Source organism: Winogradskyella pulchriflava (assembly GCF_042434315.1).
GTDB classification, from domain to species: Bacteria; Bacteroidota; Bacteroidia; order Flavobacteriales; family Flavobacteriaceae; genus Winogradskyella; species Winogradskyella pulchriflava.
This window is the reverse complement of sequence record NZ_JBHLTQ010000002.1, coordinates 213,972-232,183: the sequence shown is the minus strand read 5'-3', so window position 1 is coordinate 232,183 and position 18,212 is coordinate 213,972. Positions and strand designations below refer to the sequence as shown.

The 18,212-nt window shown below is 33.4% G+C and carries 17 protein-coding genes; 13 read left to right on the top strand and 4 right to left on the bottom strand.

What is annotated here, in order from left to right:
* Nucleotides 1-294: 294 nt before the first annotated feature.
* A complete protein-coding gene (locus ACFFGA_RS06190; protein ID WP_386061223.1) occupies nt 295-2,109 on the bottom strand; it encodes a hypothetical protein in 1,815 nt (604 codons plus the stop codon).
* Between the two features lie 146 nt (nt 2,110-2,255).
* Entirely contained in the window at nt 2,256-3,509 is a 1,254-nt protein-coding gene (gene metK, locus ACFFGA_RS06185; RefSeq protein WP_386061221.1) for a methionine adenosyltransferase, read from the bottom strand.
* Nucleotides 3,510-3,820: 311 nt separating this feature from the next.
* Here metK and ACFFGA_RS06180 point away from each other — a divergent pair, with 311 nt between their 5' ends.
* The 11 genes from ACFFGA_RS06180 (at nt 3,821) to ACFFGA_RS06130 (ending at nt 14,305) form a co-directional block, all read left to right on the top strand.
* Entirely contained in the window at nt 3,821-4,231 is a 411-nt protein-coding gene (locus ACFFGA_RS06180; RefSeq protein WP_386061218.1) for an RrF2 family transcriptional regulator, read from the top strand.
* Between the two features lie 125 nt (nt 4,232-4,356).
* The gene (locus ACFFGA_RS06175) at nt 4,357-4,611 is read left to right on the top strand and encodes a DUF2061 domain-containing protein (protein WP_386061216.1); all 255 of its coding nucleotides are present in this window, start codon (nt 4,357-4,359) and stop codon (nt 4,609-4,611) included.
* Complete coding sequence (locus ACFFGA_RS06170) at nt 4,611-5,225, top strand: phosphoadenosine phosphosulfate reductase domain-containing protein (RefSeq protein WP_386061213.1); 615 nt, start codon at nt 4,611-4,613, stop codon at nt 5,223-5,225. The genes ACFFGA_RS06175 and ACFFGA_RS06170 overlap by 1 nt, the downstream gene beginning before the upstream one ends.
* A gap of 10 nt (nt 5,226-5,235) precedes the next feature.
* The gene (cysD, locus tag ACFFGA_RS06165; protein WP_386061211.1) at nt 5,236-6,138 is read left to right on the top strand and encodes a sulfate adenylyltransferase subunit CysD; all 903 of its coding nucleotides are present in this window, start codon (nt 5,236-5,238) and stop codon (nt 6,136-6,138) included.
* 148 nt (nt 6,139-6,286) lie between these two features.
* Nucleotides 6,287-7,534 carry a sulfate adenylyltransferase subunit 1 gene (locus ACFFGA_RS06160; protein WP_386061208.1) on the top strand — a complete coding sequence of 416 codons (1,248 nt, stop codon included), beginning with the start codon at nt 6,287-6,289 and terminating at the stop codon, nt 7,532-7,534.
* 73 nt (nt 7,535-7,607) lie between these two features.
* The gene (locus ACFFGA_RS06155) at nt 7,608-9,701 is read left to right on the top strand and encodes a ferredoxin-like domain-containing protein (protein ID WP_386061205.1); all 2,094 of its coding nucleotides are present in this window, start codon (nt 7,608-7,610) and stop codon (nt 9,699-9,701) included.
* 4 nt (nt 9,702-9,705) lie between these two features.
* Complete coding sequence (gene cobA / locus ACFFGA_RS06150) at nt 9,706-10,485, top strand: uroporphyrinogen-III C-methyltransferase (protein WP_386061202.1); 780 nt, start codon at nt 9,706-9,708, stop codon at nt 10,483-10,485.
* Between the two features lie 4 nt (nt 10,486-10,489).
* A complete protein-coding gene (locus ACFFGA_RS06145; RefSeq protein WP_386061237.1) occupies nt 10,490-11,068 on the top strand; it encodes a precorrin-2 dehydrogenase/sirohydrochlorin ferrochelatase family protein in 579 nt (192 codons plus the stop codon).
* Nucleotides 11,069-11,070: 2 nt separating this feature from the next.
* Nucleotides 11,071-12,120 carry an NAD(P)/FAD-dependent oxidoreductase gene (locus ACFFGA_RS06140; RefSeq protein WP_386061200.1) on the top strand — a complete coding sequence of 350 codons (1,050 nt, stop codon included), beginning with the start codon at nt 11,071-11,073 and terminating at the stop codon, nt 12,118-12,120.
* A gap of 256 nt (nt 12,121-12,376) precedes the next feature.
* Complete coding sequence (locus ACFFGA_RS06135) at nt 12,377-13,468, top strand: acyloxyacyl hydrolase (protein ID WP_386061197.1); 1,092 nt, start codon at nt 12,377-12,379, stop codon at nt 13,466-13,468.
* Nucleotides 13,469-13,561: 93 nt separating this feature from the next.
* On the top strand, nt 13,562-14,305 hold the full coding sequence (locus ACFFGA_RS06130; RefSeq protein ID WP_386061194.1) for a head GIN domain-containing protein: 744 nt from the start codon (nt 13,562-13,564) through the stop codon (nt 14,303-14,305).
* 37 nt (nt 14,306-14,342) lie between these two features.
* Here ACFFGA_RS06130 and ACFFGA_RS06125 read toward each other — a convergent pair whose 3' ends face one another.
* A complete protein-coding gene (locus ACFFGA_RS06125; protein WP_386061191.1) occupies nt 14,343-14,864 on the bottom strand; it encodes a hypothetical protein in 522 nt (173 codons plus the stop codon).
* 53 nt (nt 14,865-14,917) lie between these two features.
* Nucleotides 14,918-15,811, bottom strand: coding sequence for a gliding motility-associated ABC transporter ATP-binding subunit GldA (gene gldA, locus ACFFGA_RS06120; protein ID WP_386061188.1), 894 nt, complete (start codon nt 15,809-15,811; stop codon nt 14,918-14,920).
* Between the two features lie 373 nt (nt 15,812-16,184).
* Between gldA and ACFFGA_RS06115 the strand changes: the two genes are divergently transcribed.
* Both ACFFGA_RS06115 and ACFFGA_RS06110 read left to right on the top strand, forming a co-directional pair.
* The gene (locus tag ACFFGA_RS06115; RefSeq protein WP_386061185.1) at nt 16,185-17,012 is read left to right on the top strand and encodes a prephenate dehydratase; all 828 of its coding nucleotides are present in this window, start codon (nt 16,185-16,187) and stop codon (nt 17,010-17,012) included.
* Nucleotides 17,009-18,151, top strand: coding sequence for a pyridoxal phosphate-dependent aminotransferase (locus ACFFGA_RS06110; RefSeq protein WP_386061182.1), 1,143 nt, complete (start codon nt 17,009-17,011; stop codon nt 18,149-18,151). The genes ACFFGA_RS06115 and ACFFGA_RS06110 overlap by 4 nt, the downstream gene beginning before the upstream one ends.
* Nucleotides 18,152-18,212: the final 61 nt, after the last annotated feature.

Sequence of the window (18,212 nt, the reverse complement as noted above, 5' to 3'; positions counted from 1 at the left end):
TAACTGTTCCTAAAAAATCCCTTGAGATTTCATTACCAAAGTATTGAGAAAAGGTATCAGGTATATTTTCTTGTTGTGCACCACCCGAATTTCCGTCATCCTTATGACAGGATGAAAATATAAAAAGGCTTAAACTAAGTAGGGTTGAGATAATTTTTGTTGATTTCATAACTGTTGGTTTTTCTTTTTCATAAAGTAGATACAAAAAACAACAAATGGTTGCGTGAAAATTCGTATAAATAAAAAAGTCCTTCTCAACTGAGAAGGACTTTTTTATTACTAAATATTAAGGATTTAGTTGTCTCTTATAACATGAATAGTACCATTTATACTATGTGAATTTCCATTAAAATCTTCATAAGTACCACCAAAATTAATGTCTATATATTCACCAACATCTCCTAAGGTGGTGAGGTTGTAAATGATATTGTTATTGGTGTCAGATATGTTCAAACATTCAGTTATGTTAAAACCTGTATCGTTAACATCATTCCAATCCAGATTATCATATGTTCCTTCATAGTTTGTATCATCTAACCTACTAAATAAATAGAAGCAGTTGCCTTGTCCATTATTGTTTCCATAAATATCTATTGAAGGTGCACTGGTATTTGGACTATCAGCATAAAAATTAGCCGTAATATTTTCAGAGATAAATAATGCGTTTTCTCCATCAATAGTGTATTGAATGAATTCTGTAATAGAATTACATGCGGTTATTATACCTACGTCCGTTACTGGTGTTGTAAAAGTATAATTGATGCTATCGGTAGTTTGTAAGTTGACATAATCACTTCCCTTTATTGTGAATTCATTATTCTCATTACATCTTAGAAGATTTACTTCAAATGCACCATCTGTTACTACATCCGTAAAAAATTGATTGCCATAAGTAACCTGTACATAGCCATCTGTTACAGCGTCATCAGCACAGGTGTTAAACATTCCCACAATAGTTTCTTGAATAATATCAGTATTATCAGGTACAATGACCGTTATGTTAGAATCTGCATTAAATGGTCCAACAGTTTCAGTATGCAAAGCATTGTCACCACATACTTCGTAACTATATACATTAAGTACTAAATTTTCATTGCTTGGTACAAATCCACAAACTTCACCATTGTTATTAGCATAACCACCTCTGGTACCAAATGTAGTACTTGTAATAGTTACATAGAGGTTGTTGAGTGTATTGTTGTCTTCGTCTGTTGCTGTAACACACAATGTAATTGCTTCGGCAGGAATATCGCAATTCCAAAAAGAGAAATGAGATACGGTGCCAACATACATATTACCTTGTAAAGTAGCGAAGCCTTCTTCTTTCCAATAACCATTGACTTCGTCAAAATACCAAAGTGGAATTGTGGCAGGTGCAATACTCATTAGGCTAGGATCTACAGGCATTTTAATTTCGGAAGTAGAACCTACAGCTAAGTTTAATTCTTCACCTCCAGAGCCTCTAAGTTCTACGGCAAGCATGCCTAATGTTTGAAGCATACGTTCTGCACCATCTTCATTTTCGGCATATAACATACCTGGCATTTGCATTGGCATATCTTCATCTGCTGGGTCTAAATGATGCATAATAACATCAACAGAACCAGAGTACGAAGAGCCATCTTCTTTTATAAAATTACCGTCAAAGCTAACAGAGCTTCCGTCATTGGCTGTAATGGTTTCTGAAGCACCACTATTTACAGTGCCAACAACAGTTGCTTCAAGTAACATAATAGTGACTTTATTTGTGCCATTAGCAGGTACAACACTTCGTGATCCATGGATATAACCAGCTTTTTCGGCTTTTATATAACCAAAGCGCTCATTAACAGAAGCATTGTTTAAAATAAATACACCATTACTATCTGTTAAAGCAGTTTGACTTCCAATAGTTATAGTTACTCCCTCAATTGGGTTTTTATCAATATCAATGACATTTCCTATAAAGTCCCTTGAAATTTGGTTTCCAAAATATTCTGAGAAGGTATCAGGTATATTTTCTTGAGGTCCGCCACTTCCATTGCCATCATCTTTTTGGCAAGAAGTCATAGTAATTAAAGACATAAGTAGGATTAAGATGAGATTTGGTAGTTTGTTAATTTTCATCATTTTATTTCGATTTTTTGAGTTTCGTATGTGTTAGTGCATTTTTTTAATATAACAGTTCGCAATATGAAACTCCTACCTATGGTATTAAAAAACAAAACCCTCATAGTATTGTTTATGAGGGTTTTGATTTGTGTTTTATAATGCTTTTATAAATTAAAAGCTGATCTTACTTTGTCAACATAGTCTAACTTTTCCCAAGTAAATAACTCTACATCTAAAGTTATTGGTTCACCATTAGGTTGTTCAAAAGTTTTGCTTACAACTTCATGTTGTCTACCCATATGTCCATATGCAGCTGTTTCACTATACATAGGTTGTCTAAGCTTTAAACGACTTTCAATTGCTGCAGGTCTCATATCAAAAATGGCTTCTACCTTTTTAGCAATTTCGCCATCTGTAAGATTAAAAGGACATGTACCATAAGTATCAATAAAAATTCCCATAGGTTCTACAACACCAATTGCATAAGAAACTTGAACTAATACTTCTTCACATAATCCTGCAGCTACTAGATTTTTTGCAATATGTCTTGTGGCATAAGCAGCACTTCTATCAACTTTACTAGGATCTTTACCCGAAAAAGCTCCACCACCATGAGCACCTTTGCCTCCGTAAGTATCTACTATAATTTTACGACCGGTTAAACCTGTATCTCCATGTGGTCCTCCAATAACAAATTTACCCGTAGGATTAATATGGTATTTTATATCATTATTGAATAGCGGTTTAATATGTTCCGGAAGTTTAGCAATAACTCTAGGAATTAAAATTTCTACGATATCCTTTCTGATTTTAGCTAGCATGGCTTCATCAGAATCAAATTCATCGTGTTGGGTAGAAACCACAATGGCATCAATACGCTGAGGTGTATTATCATCACTATACTCAATAGTAACTTGGCTTTTGGAATCAGGTCTTAGGTAGGTAATATCTTTATTTTCACGACGTAATTCTGCCAATTCTATTAAAATTCTGTGCGATAAATCTAATGCCAAAGGCATATAGTTGTCAGTCTCATTTGTTGCGTAGCCAAACATCATACCTTGGTCACCAGCGCCTTGCTCTTCTTTCGTAGCTCTGTCGACACCACGATTAATTTCTTCTGACTGCTCATGTATAGCAGAAAGTACTCCACAGGAATTACCATCAAACATATAGGCACTTTTAGTATAGCCAATTTTGTTTATAGTATCTCTTGCAATTTTCTGCACATCTAAGTACGTGTTAGACTTAACTTCACCAGCAAGTATCACTTGCCCTGTAGTTACTAATGTCTCGCATGCAACCTTAGATTCAGGATCAAAGGCTAAAAAATTATCAATTAAAGCATCACTAATTTGGTCTGCTACTTTATCTGGGTGTCCCTCAGAAACACTTTCTGAAGTAAATAAATATGGCATAAACTCTATTTTAGGTTATAGTTATTTATAAAAAAATCTGAGATTGCTTGGTCGCTAGAGAAGTCGTTAACTTACTGCTTTAGCATTTTTGTTTCGGCTGAAATTATTCAGCGTCAGAGGTTGCAATCAGACAAATTTTTCCTCTAAATTTTAATGATGCAAAAGTAGAAAAATTAAATGGAAAGTAAATTTATTTCAATCTTTTTATAAGTTAATTTAAAAAGTACAAAATTATGGAGCTTATTTTTTTCTATAATAATTCTAGCAAAAGTTAATCTTTTAGATATAGAAAAAAGTACTAGATTTACATCATGCTTTCAAAGAAAACAAAATACGGAATTAAAGCCTTGGTGCATTTAGCAAAACAAGAAGATAAAGTTCCTGTTCAAATTTCTGAAATTTCTAAAGCGGAAAATATTTCACAGAAATTTTTGGAAAGCATATTATTAGGTCTGAGAAAGCATGGAATTTTAGGTTCTAAAAAAGGAAAAGGCGGAGGTTATTACTTATTAAAAGACCCAAAAGAAATTCCAATGACAACTGTTATGAGATTGTTAGAAGGACCAATAGCCATGGTGCCTTGTGTGAGTTTAAATTTCTACGAAAAGTGTGCCGATTGCCCAGATGAAAATGCCTGCGCAGTACATAAACTAATGCTTGAAGTACGCGATAGTACCTTAGAAATTTTCAGAAATACAACCTTAGCAGATATATCAAATTGAGGAATCCTCAAATTTTAACCCATATTTTTTCGTAATTAATACTTGAGTTTTATAAAATAATATTTAGGTTTGCATTTTACTCTACTAAATCGATAGGGTAAAAGGATTAATAGTAAAAGAATATTATGGAAAGTGTATTACAAACGGAATTAAGAGAAAAAAAAGAAGAGATTCAAGGACCGCAGGAAAATATAAAAAGAAGTATTGCAAAAACAATTAGCTGGAGGGTGGTAGGTACTTTGGCAACTGTAGCTATTTCATATTTATTAACAGGAACTCTGGCTCTAGCATTTTCAATAGGTGGTATTGAGTTAGTATCTAAAATGGTACTATACTTTTTTCATGAACGCGCTTGGAATAATATTAAATGGGGAAAATAATGGAACTTGACATTGATAAAATAAATAAGGAATTAAGGAGCAAATCACCGAAGGATATTGTGATTTGGGCATTAAGTATTTCTAAAAATCCAGTAGTGACTACTAATTTCAGACCTTATGAAGCAGCTATTTTGCACCTAACCAATACTGTGAAGCATAATATAAAAGTAATCTGGTGCGACACAGGTTATAATACACCTAACACGTATAAACATGCCGAAGAAGTAATTGAAAAATTAAACCTTAACATACAATTATATGTTCCTAAACAAACCGTTGCACACCGTAACGTACTTATGGGAATACCAAGTGTGGAAGATCCAACACACAAATTGTTTACGGAGCAGGTTAAATTAGAGCCTTTTAAAAGAGCTATGTCTGAGCACAAACCAGATGTTTGGTTTACAAACTTACGTAAAGGGCAAACGGCCTTTAGAGATAGTATTGATATTGTGTCTCAGGATAACACAGGTGTCATTAAAGTAAGTCCTTTTTATCATTATTCAGATGAAGCTTTAGATGGCTATTTAAAGGAAAATAATCTCCCAAATGAGTTTAAATATTTTGACCCAACAAAACAATTAGAAAACAGAGAATGTGGATTACACGCCTAAAATTTTTAAGATGAAGAATACAGAACATATAAATCCATTAGAAAACGAAGCCATTTACATCTTCAGAGAAGTTGCTGCTCAATTTGAGCGACCTGTTCTATTATTTTCAGGAGGTAAGGATTCTATAACTCTTGTACGTTTAGCACAGAAAGCATTTTACCCAGCAAAAATTCCTTTTCCTTTAATGCATATTGATACTGGACATAATTTTCCAGAGACAATTGAGTTTAGAGATAGACTTGTAAAGGAATTAGGATTAGAATTAATAGTAAGAAACGTACAAGATTCTATAGACGAAGGAAAAGTAAGAGAGGAATCTGGTAAATATGCTAGTCGTAATGTATTACAGACAACAACACTTTTAGATGCTATCGAAGAATTTAAATTCGATGCATGTATTGGTGGTGCACGACGTGATGAAGAAAAAGCAAGAGCTAAAGAACGTATTTTTTCAGTACGAGATGATTTTGGGCAATGGGATGAAAAGAATCAACGTCCGGAATTGTTCGATATGCTCAATGGACAAATAGAATTAGGTCAAAATGTTCGTGTATTTCCTATATCAAATTGGACAGAATTAGACGTATGGTCATACATTCAAAAAGAACAAATTGAGATTCCATCAATATATTTTGCACATACCAGAGCTACCTTTTTACGAGATGGATTAATATGGTCGGCAGATGATGCTGTAGTCTATAGAGAAGATTATGAAGAAGTAAAAGAACGCACTGTTAGATTTAGAACTGTTGGTGACATGAGCTGTACTGCAGCTGTATTATCAACAGCATCCGACATTAACAGTGTCGTGCAAGAAATTAGAGAATCTTCCATATCAGAACGAGGTGCAAGGATTGATGATAAACGCTCCGAAGCAGCAATGGAAAAACGTAAGCAACAAGGGTATTTTTAAAAAAAGTCCTTAATCCCCAAAAGGGGGAATCAGCAAGTTTGAGGGAACTTAAGATTAATAAAATTTTATAAGACATTAAAAACAAAACTCAACATTCGCCCGAGTAAGAGTTCTTCCCATCTGGGGAAGTTAGAAGGGGCTTTTGATTATGGAAGTATTAAAAATAGCAACAGCAGGAAGTGTAGATGATGGTAAAAGTACATTAATAGGTCGACTTTTATACGATACAAAATCGTTGACATCAGATAAATTAGAAGCTATAAAAAACAAAAGCCGTCAGTTAGGTTACGATTATTTAGACTTTTCTTTAGCTACGGATGGATTAGTTGCAGAAAGAGAACAAGGAATAACAATAGATGTGGCACACATTTATTTTTCTACAATTAATAAAAGTTACATTATAGCAGACACACCTGGTCACGTAGAATATACAAGAAATATGGTTACTGGAGCTTCAACATCTCAAGCAGCCATAGTTTTAATTGACGCTAGAAAAGGGGTGATAGAGCAAACCAATCGTCATTTTTTTATTAATAATCTGTTGAGAATAAAAACAGTTATTGTCGCTATAAACAAAATGGATTTGGTTGATTTCTCTGAAGAAAAATATAACGCAATTAAAGCAGACTTTGAGGCTTTAATGAGTAAGAGAGATTATAAAGACCAGAAGATTACTTTTATTCCTGTTAGTGCTTTAAAAGGTGATAATGTGGTTAATAAATCAAAGAATACACCTTGGTACAGAGGTGATACTTTACTCGAATACTTAGAAAATATTGATAATGAAGATATTTACAATGTTGGCACACCTAGGTTTCCTGTTCAATATGTAATTAGACCGAAAACTCAAGAGTTTCATGACTTTAGAGGTTATGCTGGAAAAGTATATGGTGGTGAGTTGAGTGTTGGAGATGATGTGGTGGTTTTGCCTTCAAAGACCAAATCGAAAATTAAGGAAATCCATTTTTACGATCAGAAAGTTGAAACAGCCTCAAGGCGATCTTCAGTCTTAATAACACTTGAAGATGATGTTAATATTAGTAGAGGAGATATGATTGTTAAAGCCAATGACTTACCAACTGTAGATAAGCAATTTACAGCTACTATTTCTTGGATGGATTCACAAAACTTAACAGCAGGAAAGAAATACTATGTGCAACACGGAGTTAATAAAGTATTAGCGAAAGTAGATCAAATTTACCATAAAATTAATCCGGATTATTCTGGTATAGATGAGTCTATTACTGCTTTGCAGATGAATGATATTGCAACGGTTTCCTTTAAGCTTAATAAACCAATATTTTATGATGCATTTAAATCTCATAGAACTAACGGTTCTTTTATAATTATTGATTCCCAATCTAATAATACAGTAGGCGCAGGCTTCATTCAATAAAAAATGTATTTTAAAAAACTAGGAAACGTATTTTTTTAATTCCTAGTAAACCCATAGGAATAATATAATAATAATGCAAAGCTTCAGAACAGAATTAGAAAACCCAGTTGTAGAAAAGGATATCATTGAATTAGCCAATAAGATTGAGCTATTTCAAAATGGAAAAATAGACGAGGAAAAATTCCGTAGCCTACGTTTGGCAAGAGGCATATATGGTCAGCGTCAAGAAGGTGTGCAAATGATTCGTATCAAATTGCCTTATGGTAAAGTGTTGAGTCATCAGTTGCGTCGTATTGCTGAGGTTTCTGACGAATATTCTAGAAGCCGATTACACATTACAACACGTCAGGATATTCAAATTCACTATGTTGATATTAATCGCACTCCAGAACTTTGGGCAGAATTAGAACGTGACGACGTTACGATAAGAGAAGCTTGTGGTAACACCGTGAGAAATGTCACCGCAAGTGAAACTGCTGGTATCGATCCAAAAGAACCTTTTGATGTGTCTCCATATGCTGATGCCTTGTTTAAGTTCTTTCTGAGAAATGCGATTTGCCAAGAAATGGGAAGAAAGTTCAAGGTGTCCTTTTCATCTTCAGATGACGATACTGGCTTGTCATATATTCACGATTTAGGTTTTATAGCTAAAATAAAAGATGGAGTAAAAGGATTCAAAGTGATGCTGGGTGGAGGCTTGGGTTCGCAACCTAGACATGCCGATGAATTTTATAGCTTTTTACCTTCAGATAAAATCATTCCTTTAATGGAAGGTGTACTTCGTGTTTTTGACCGTTATGGTGAACGTAAAAGTCGCGCCAAAGCCAGAATGAAATTCTTAGTAAAGGACATCGGTTTAGATGCTTTTAGACAATTGGTAGAAGAAGAACAAAATGCCATTGAGTTTAAGTCTGTTGAAATTGATGAAACCAACTATGTGGTTTCAAAACCGGTTTCAGTAAAAGCTCCGAAAATTGAAATAAAAGATGTGAAAGCTTTTAACTTGTGGAAATCCACAAACGTTATTCCTCAAAAGCAAGAGGGTTATGTTGCCATTGGTATTAAAGTTTTACTGGGCGATTTCTACACGGATAAAGCACGATTATTAGCCGATTTAGTTGAACAATATGCAGCTGGTGAAATTAGATTGAGCTTACGCCAAAACATTTTAATTCCATTTGTAAAGGAAGATTTAATCCCATTTTTCTATACCGAATTAGAAAAATTAGGCTTCACAGAAGCAGGTTATAATAAAGCCGTGGACATTACGGCATGTCCTGGAACAGACACTTGTAATTTGGGAATTGCTAGTAGTACAGGAATTGCAGAAGAATTGGAGCGCGTCATAAAATCAGAATATCCACAGTATTTACAGAATAAAGATTTAGTGATTAAAATAAGTGGATGTATGAATGCTTGTGGACAGCATAATATGGCAGATATTGGTTTTCAAGGCATGTCCATTAGAACTAAAGATAAGTTGGTTGCTCCAGCATTGCAAGTGCTGTTAGGAGGTGGAAATTTAGGAAACGGTAACGCTTATTTCGCTGACAAGGTGGTTAAAGTGCCTAGTCGAAGAGGACCAGAAGCCTTACGTCGAATTCTAGATGATTTTGAAGCCAATGCAGATGGAAAATTATTTGTCGATTATTATAAAGAAAAAGGCGAAAAATACTTTTATCAGTTGTTGACTGATTTGTCAGATATTGAAAATTTAACTCCAGAAGATTTTATTGATTGGGGAACCGATGAACAATACGTTAAAGCCATCGGAATTGGTGAATGTGCTGGTGTTGTTATCGATTTAATCGCTACACTTTTCTTAGAAAGCGATGAAAAAATTGAAGAAGCTAAAGAGGCATTCAGTAACAAAGTATATTCTGGAGCCATTTATGAAGCATATCGTTCTATGGTGAATTCGGCGAAAGCAATTTTATTATCCGAAAATATAAAAACCAATACACAAGCCGGAATCATAAGTCAGTTTGATGAACTATTCGTAGAGACTAAAAAAATAACATTAGGGACATCATTTTCAGATTTAATATATCAGATTAAGGTGTACCCACCAACTGAAGATTTCGCAAACAATTATATAAATGCAGCAGCACAATTTTTAACCGAGGTTAAAGCATTCAGAGAAGAACAATTAGCCGTTAAAATTTAAAATCATGACACCAAGATTAACCGTAGTAGGAGCAGGACCAGGAGATGCAGATTTAATTACATTAAAGGCTATTCAAGCCATAAAATCTGCAGATGTTATTTTATTCGACGCGCTTGTAAATGAAGAGTTACTTCAATATGCGTCGCGTAAAGCAGAGAAAATCTTTGTAGGTAAACGTAGTGGTTGTTATGCTTATCAGCAAAGTCAGATTAACGATTTAATTGTTGAACGCGCGCTAAGATGTGGACATGTAGTAAGATTAAAAGGAGGCGATCCATTCATTTTTGGTCGTGGAGCGGAAGAGTTAGACTATGCTAAAGATTATGCTATTGAAGTAGCCGTTGTTCCAGGTATATCGTCCTCTGCTGCTGTTCCAGCTTATCAAGGTATTCCGTTAACCAAACGCAATGCTTCAGAAAGTTTTTGGGTAATAACGGGAACAACCAAATCTCATAAAATTTCTGGTGACATCGCTCTAGCAGCAAAGTCAACAGCGACAGTAGTGATATTAATGGGAATGGGAAAATTGCCTGAAATTGTTCAAACGTTTAAAAAAGAAGGTAAATCTGAAACCGCTGTTGCAGTTATTCAAAATGGAACTCGATTAAATGAAAAAATAGGAATTGGGACGATAAGCACCATTGAAAAAATTGTGGAAGAAAAGCAACTCTCAACACCTGCAATTATAATAATTGGTGAAGTTGTAAATCAGAGGGTAGATCTTACAGATATTTATGCTAAAGCAGATTTGGCTATTGCCAATTCAAAACAAAAAAGCGCTTAAAGCTATGGATAGAAATAATTTATATCCCATTTTTCTTAAAGCAAAAAATCTTGAGATTTTAATAGTTGGTGGTGGATTTGTAGCAGAAGAAAAACTGACGTTTTTATTAAAGTCGAGTCCAGATGCGAAGGTTACCATGGTGTCGCCAATGTTTAGGGAAGATACCATCAAAATTGCTGAAACAGGAAATGTAAAACGTATCAATGCAGTGTACCATAAAAATCATTTAGAAGGAAAGCATATCGTCATCGCTACTACAGACAATCCTGAGGTTAATATAGAAATATACAACGATTGTAGAGCACAAAGTAAATTGGTTAACGTGGCCGATAATCCACCATACTGTGATTTTTATATGGGAGGCATTGTTACAAAAGGCAATGTAAAAGTAGCGATTTCCACCAACGGTAAATCGCCAACAACAGCAAAACGCTTACGACAATTTTTTGAAGATGTTATACCAGAAAATATTGATGATTTGGTACAAAATCTCAATATATACAGAAAAACAATAAAAGGAGACTTTGAACAAAAAGTCGAAAAATTAAACGAATTCACTAAAGGTTTAGTGGAAAAAATATAATTATGATTAAAACAGATATACTCATCATTGGAGCAGGACCAACAGGATTATTTACAGTATTTGAAGCTGGCTTGTTAAAATTAAAGTGCCATTTAATTGATGCATTACCACAACCTGGTGGTCAATGCTCTGAGTTGTATCCTAAAAAACCGATTTATGATATTCCTGGCTTTCCAGAAATATTAGCAGGTGATTTAACGTCTAACTTGTTAGAACAAGGACGACAATTTCAACCAGGTTTTACTTTAGGTGAACGTGCAGAAACCATTGAGAAATTAGAGGATGGTAGTTTTATTGTTACTACTAATAAAGGAACGCAACATCACGCACCAATTATAGCCATCGCTGGAGGTTTAGGCAGTTTTGAGCCTAGGAAACCACAGTTAGAAAATATTGAAAACTACGAAGACAATGGTGTTGCTTACTTTATAAAAGATCCTGAAGTCTATCGAAACAAAAAGGTTGTTATTGCAGGAGGAGGAGATTCTGCCTTAGACTGGAGTATTTTTCTGGCAGATGTAGCTTCAGAAGTCACTTTAGTCCACAGACGAAACGAATTTAGAGGAGCACTTGATTCTGTTGAACGTGTGCAAGAATTAAAATTGCTTAATAAAATTAACCTTATTACACCAGCAGAAATCACTGGGCTTCATGGAAACGAACTTTTAGAAGCCGTTTCGATTACAAAAAATGGTGACACAGAAATTTTAGAAGCCGATGAGTTTATTCCGTTATTTGGTTTATCACCAAAATTAGGTCCAATAGGAAATTGGGGATTAGAGATTGAAAAAAATGCTATCAAAGTAGATACAGTGGATTATCAGACCAATATTCCTGGCATTTATGCCATTGGAGACGTCAACACTTATGAAGGCAAGCTAAAGTTAATTCTTTGCGGTTTTCACGAAGCCACCCTAATGTGTCAGTCAGCTTACAAACGCTTGAATCCTGGAAAGAAATTTGTACTGAAATACACAACGGTTAGTGGTATTGATGGTTTTGATGGTAGTAGAAAAGAATCACCTAAAGCTGTAGTTAAGGCAATAGTTTAGTGCTATAACAGTAACGTTTTCTTAGGGTTTAATTAACACTGTAGTCAGTTTTCATTTAGATATTTGAAGAGTAATTTTAAGCCCCTTTAAAAATGAAATTAATCAAAAAGAATAAATCGGAATTTAGATTTGTAATACAAATTTTAGCGCTCACAATAGTGTCATTGGTTGCTACATTGTTTGTATAATATTCCTAACATTTAGAATAGCTATTGAGTTATAATTATTGACTATTTTTGCGACTCAACAATTTTGAATGCGAAAATTAGTAAGTACAATTTTATTGCTCTCATCTATCGTGCTTTTTGCACAGGAGAAAAGAAACAATTCGTATTTAGATGTCAACTATTTTGGTGGAAACATTGCACTGCACAACAATGATATTCTTCATTTAATTACAGGTCACCCAGAGGGTTTTATTTTTACATGGAACAAAAAAACCTTTGGAAACCAACCTTGGGAACAACGTTTTAATTATCCAGATTATGGAGCGTCTTTTGTATATCAAGATTTAAAAAATGATGTTCTTGGTGAAAACTACGGACTCTACGCACATTATAATTTTTACTTTTTAAAGCGAAATTTAATGCTTCGCATTGCGCAAGGATTAGCTTACAATACAAATCCTTATGACAAAGAGGATAACCACAAAAACATTGCTTTTGGTTCTCATTTTTTAAGTTCAACATATCTAATGTTGAATTATAAAAAGGAGCGAATATTTAACAGGTTTGGCTTACAAACGGGTTTATCTTTAATTCATTATTCCAATGCCAATGTAAAAGCACCAAATACAAGTGTCAATACAATTGCTTTTAATTTCGGGCTAACCTATAATTTAGATAATGAAGATGCAGAATATCTAGATAATCCAGATGATAAAAAATTTACAGAACGCATCAAATACAATATTGCTTTTAGAAGTGGCATAAACCAAAGTGATGTTATTGGTAGTGGTCAATTTCCTTTTTATATTTTTTCGGCTTATGCAGATAAGAGATTAAGTCATATTAGCGCAGTTCAGTTGGGTGTTGATGTGTTTTTTTCAAACTTTTTAAAGGAGTTAATTTATTACCAATCGGTTTCTTTTCCTGAGCTAGATGTTAGCGGTAAAGAAGATTACAAACGTGTTGGATTGTTTGCAGGTCATGAATTATTCATCAATAAAATGTCTATAGAAACACAATTTGGGTATTATGTCTACTATCCTTTTGATTTTGAAGGAAGAACGTATATAAGAATAGGATTAAAACGCTATTTTGGAAAAAAATTCTTCGGTGCGATGACCTTAAAGTCGCATGGAGCAAAAGCCGAAGCTGTTGAATTTGGAATAGGAGTAAGATTATAAAATAATGACATGCAGAGAGCAGTTGATTGATAGAAACATTATTTAAGTTTTATTAATATTTGAGTTTCCGAAACACGATTAGAATAACAAACAATGAGAAAAAGAGTTTACATACTATTGCTTTTTGTTTTCGCTTGTAACAGCGAAGATGCCAATGATTGTTTTCAAACTTCTGGACATATTATACAAGAAGAAGTTACGGTTTCTAATTTTGAAAAAATCCTAGTCAATAGAGGAGTAGAACTCATTATTAAAGAAGCAACAGATTATAAAGTAACCATTGAAACTGGTGAAAACCTTATCAATGATGTTAAAGCTGAAATTGTAGGAGACCAATTAGTGCTAACCGATAATAATACTTGCAATTATGTTAGGGATTATGGTATAACAAAGGTATATGTGGAAGCACCAAACCTAACAGAAATTATTACATCGTCTCAATATGAAATAGTTTCCGATGGTGTACTCTCGTATGACGATTTAACACTTTATTCCGAAGATGTCAATACTGGCAGTCAATTTACAGTTGGTGATTTTAGATTAACCATAAATTCTGTAGAACTAAATATTGTTTCAAATAATATTTCATCGTTTTACATAGATGGAAATGTTACAAACTTATTTGTTGGTTTTTATTCAGGCTCTGGACGTTTTGAAGGCGAAAATTTAATAGCTCAAAATATAAGCGTTTACCATCGTGGCAGTAACGATATGATTGTAAATCCACAATTGTCCTTAGCTGGCGAGCTTAGAGGCACTGGAGATTTAATTTCGGTTAACGAGCCACCACTTGTGGATGTTGAAGAAATCTATATTGGTCAGTTGATTTTTGAATAATTTTTTTACTTAATTAAAATGCTATTTAATTCAAGTTTTATTTGAAAACTGAAAATGTTCTACCTTCTTTTCTCTTTTTGTTTCTCATTTTTATCCCAATAATAATAACTAAAATCGTAGACAAGGGAACTATACTTTTACTAAAAAAACTATAAATAATAATATCTAAAGTAATTCCACAAATTAGAAAATATCGTAGAGATAAATCTGGACCAAAGTCACTTTCTTGAATTAGATAACTTCCAACTGGACGTAGGTGTTTTTGGTATAAGTCTAAACTTTGTTTTCTTTTGTCATGAATATATTTGACATTATTGATATTATCGTAATATTCAAAATCTTTTACTATTTCAAAATATTCAAGCATTAAATCTTTTAGCTTATTAGCTTCGGAATTATTGAAACGAATTATTTCTTTAGATAAATTTATAACTGACTGATAGTGTAATAGCTTTTTAGTCTTTTTGGGAGCATTTTCAAAACTCAATATAAATTCACTTAATTTTTCGTTAATTAAATCTTTATATCCACTGAGATTTTTAAAACTATCTGTTCTCATAGTATAGTCGCAACATATCATTCCTTCCCTCTGGGAAGGCTAGGATGGGCTTTTTAATTCGTCAATTCCCTAAACAAACTCTCTAAGCTTGCATTTTTCTGATTTAACTGTAGAATTTTTAATTCATTGTCATGTGCAAAATCAAACACATGAGAGCGCATATCGTCTTTGGTAGAAAAAGTGATTTCGTATATAAAATCGTGCGTGTTTTTTACACTAGTTACTTTTGGTAGCTTTAATAAAAAGGCATCTTCAACAGGATAATCAAACTCTACCACAACAACTTGTTCTTGTCCGTCTCTTAAATCCTTTAAGTATTTGTCTGCAACAACTTCACCTTTATTGATAATGATAACACGATCGCACATAGCTTCAACCTCTTGCATAATATGAGTGGATAGAAAAATGGTTTTTTCTTTACCAATAGTTTTAATCAAATTTCTGATATCTACCAATTGGTTTGGGTCTAAACCTGTAGTAGGTTCATCTAAAATCAACACATCAGGATTGTGTAATAAAGCATTTGCCAAGCCAACACGTTGTCTGTAACCTTTAGAAAGCTGTCCAATTTTTTTGTGCGCTTCTGGTGTTAAGCCCGTTAACTCAATAACTTCGTTTATTCGAGATTTTGAAGCACCATATACATTGGCATTAAAACTTAAATACTCTTTAACGTACAAATCCGTATAAAGCGGATTGTGTTCTGGTAAATATCCAACGCTTTTTTGAACATTTTTTTTGTCTGAAGTAACATCAAACCCATTGACGTTAGCAGAACCTTCTGAGGCATCAATATATGTGGTTAATATCTTCATCATGGTAGATTTACCAGCACCATTTGGGCCTAAAAAACCTACAATTTCAGCATCCTTTACTTTAAAAGATACATCATTTAGAGCCTTTTGGTCTTTGTATAGTTTTGTAATGTTTTTAACTTCAATTGACATAAAAGAAAAGTTTATTCAAAAATAAGTATTATATAATATTGTATAGCGTTTATTGCTAATTCTTTAAAAGTTAAACTTTAATTTCAAAAAATCTATTTCCACATTTTGATTTGTAAAAATATTAATTACATTAGCCATATAATTAAAACAATGAACACAACTAAAACATATTTTAACTGGTTTTATTTCTTTTTTAGCAAAAGAAACGAGGCTTAGTATGTTTTATTTAAAATATAAATTTTATAAAGTCTCGATTTAATCGGGACTTTTTTTTTAGTAAAACTCTGTTTTCAAAAGCTGGAAGCAAATTGAAAATAGATAGTTGAACTTATCCTGAATTAATTTCAGGATCTCATAATAAGAATATAAAATATTGAAAAAGCCAATAGCTATACAAGGAATTAAAGGATCGTTTCATCACGAAGTTGCACAGCTTTATTTTAATGATAATGCCGATGTTATTGAGTGTATGTCGTTTGATGGTACAGTAGAAAGTCTTTTAAAAGGTGATACAGATTTTAGTATAATGGCTTTAGAAAATTCTATAGCAGGCTCAATTATACCAAATTACGCGCTTATAGATAACCATAATTTAAACATCGTTGGTGAGTACTATTTAGATATTCAGCATAATTTGTTGGCCTTGCAAGGTGAAACAATGGCATCTATAAGAGAAGTGCATTCGCACCCAATGGCTTTACTGCAATGCAAAGTGTTCTTTAAGGATTTTCCGCATATCAAATTAGTTGAAGCCAAGGATACAGCAGATGTTGCCAAGCAAATTTCAGAACAAAAGATAAAAGGTATCGCCGCAATAGCAAGTCAAAAAGCAGCAAAATTATATGGTCTGGATATATTGGCAAAAAGCATACAAACCATAAAACATAACGAAACACGATTTGTTATTGTTGAGCGAGAAAATAATGACCTTGAACGAAAAGGACTTAATAAGGCTTCCTTAAAATTTGAATTAGATCATAAACGTGGTAGCTTAGCTACAATACTCAATGTAATGAGTGATTGTAAATTAAACCTAACCAAAATTCAATCCTTGCCAAAAATAGATAGCCCTTGGAAATATGCCTTTTTTGTTGATGTCACCTTTGAAGACTATAAAGACTATGAAAAAGCACATTCCATCATGCAATTAATGGCACAGAATTTTAAAGTGTTAGGCGAATATAAAAATGCAAGATTATGATTGAAGTTGCCAAACGTTTAAAGCATGTTGAAGAATACTACTTTTCTAAAAAGTTGAGAGAAGTTGCGTTTTTAAAATCCCAAGGAAAGCCAATAATAAATTTAGGTATTGGTAGTCCGGATTTAGAGCCACCTTTTAAAGCAACAATGTTGTTGAGAGATAGTTTAGATGATGAAGGCGCAAATAAATATCAAAGCTATCAAGGTATACCAGAACTTAGAGATGAAATAGCAAACTTTTATAAAAACCGCTATAAGGTTAATCTCAGTGGACAGACAGAAGTGTTGCCTTTGCTTGGTAGTAAAGAAGGTATAATGCATATTTCTATGGCGTTTTTAAATAAAGGTGATAAGGTTTTAGTACCAAATCCAGGTTACCCAACGTATTCTGCAGTAGCCAAACTTTTAGAAGCAAAGCCAATATTATATGATTTAAAAGAAGACAATAATTGGTTGCCAGATTTTATCGCTTTAGAACGATTAGACTTAAGTAAAGTAAAAATAATGTGGGTAAATTATCCACACATGCCAACAGGAGCCAATGCACCTAACAAATTTTATGATGAGGTTATTGCTTTTGGAAAGCGTCATAATATCCTCATTGTAAACGATAACCCTTACAGTTTTGTGCTCAATGAAAAGCCAATTAGCATTATGCGCTACAAGAATGCTAAAGATGTGTGTTTGGAGCTTAACTCATTCAGTAAAACCTTTAATATGGCAGGCTGGAGAGTAGGAATGGCTGTAGGTAGCTATGAGCATCTTAATGCAGTTTTAAAAGTAAAAAGCAATATGGATTCTGGAATGTTTTATGGCATTCAAAAAGGAGCTATTGAAGCTTTAAAATGTTCAGATATGTGGTTTGTAAGTTTAAATAGTGTTTACGAACAAAGACGTGAATTGGTATGGAAATTAGCCGAAAAACTTAACTGCACTTATGATGAATTTGCCACAGGTATGTTTGTTTGGGCAAAATTGCCACCGAAAATTAAATCCGAAGAATTTACAGATATGGTTTTAAAAGAATATTCAATTTTTATTGCGCCAGGAACAGTATTTGGTAGTAATGGTGAAGGTTATGTTCGGTTTTCGTTATGTGCGCCAGTAGAAATAATAAAAGAAGCAATCGCAAGAATATAATGAGAAAACAAGTTACAGTCGAAATTTGTATAGGTAAAAATTTTAATAGTGATTTTCTTCC

Coding starts and splice junctions, on each gene's coding strand:
- ACFFGA_RS06190 (WP_386061223.1), bottom strand. CDS start 2,109: ATGATGAAAATTAACAAACTACCAAATCTCATCTTAATCCTACTTATG.
- metK (WP_386061221.1), bottom strand. CDS start 3,509: ATGCCATATTTATTTACTTCAGAAAGTGTTTCTGAGGGACACCCAGAT.
- ACFFGA_RS06180 (WP_386061218.1), top strand. CDS start 3,821: ATGCTTTCAAAGAAAACAAAATACGGAATTAAAGCCTTGGTGCATTTA.
- ACFFGA_RS06175 (WP_386061216.1), top strand. CDS start 4,357: ATGGAAAGTGTATTACAAACGGAATTAAGAGAAAAAAAAGAAGAGATT.
- ACFFGA_RS06170 (WP_386061213.1), top strand. CDS start 4,611: ATGGAACTTGACATTGATAAAATAAATAAGGAATTAAGGAGCAAATCA.
- cysD (WP_386061211.1), top strand. CDS start 5,236: ATGAAGAATACAGAACATATAAATCCATTAGAAAACGAAGCCATTTAC.
- ACFFGA_RS06160 (WP_386061208.1), top strand. CDS start 6,287: ATGGAAGTATTAAAAATAGCAACAGCAGGAAGTGTAGATGATGGTAAA.
- ACFFGA_RS06155 (WP_386061205.1), top strand. CDS start 7,608: ATGCAAAGCTTCAGAACAGAATTAGAAAACCCAGTTGTAGAAAAGGAT.
- cobA (WP_386061202.1), top strand. CDS start 9,706: ATGACACCAAGATTAACCGTAGTAGGAGCAGGACCAGGAGATGCAGAT.
- ACFFGA_RS06145 (WP_386061237.1), top strand. CDS start 10,490: ATGGATAGAAATAATTTATATCCCATTTTTCTTAAAGCAAAAAATCTT.
- ACFFGA_RS06140 (WP_386061200.1), top strand. CDS start 11,071: ATGATTAAAACAGATATACTCATCATTGGAGCAGGACCAACAGGATTA.
- ACFFGA_RS06135 (WP_386061197.1), top strand. CDS start 12,377: ATGCGAAAATTAGTAAGTACAATTTTATTGCTCTCATCTATCGTGCTT.
- ACFFGA_RS06130 (WP_386061194.1), top strand. CDS start 13,562: ATGAGAAAAAGAGTTTACATACTATTGCTTTTTGTTTTCGCTTGTAAC.
- ACFFGA_RS06125 (WP_386061191.1), bottom strand. CDS start 14,864: ATGAGAACAGATAGTTTTAAAAATCTCAGTGGATATAAAGATTTAATT.
- gldA (WP_386061188.1), bottom strand. CDS start 15,811: ATGTCAATTGAAGTTAAAAACATTACAAAACTATACAAAGACCAAAAG.
- ACFFGA_RS06110 (WP_386061182.1), top strand. CDS start 17,009: ATGATTGAAGTTGCCAAACGTTTAAAGCATGTTGAAGAATACTACTTT.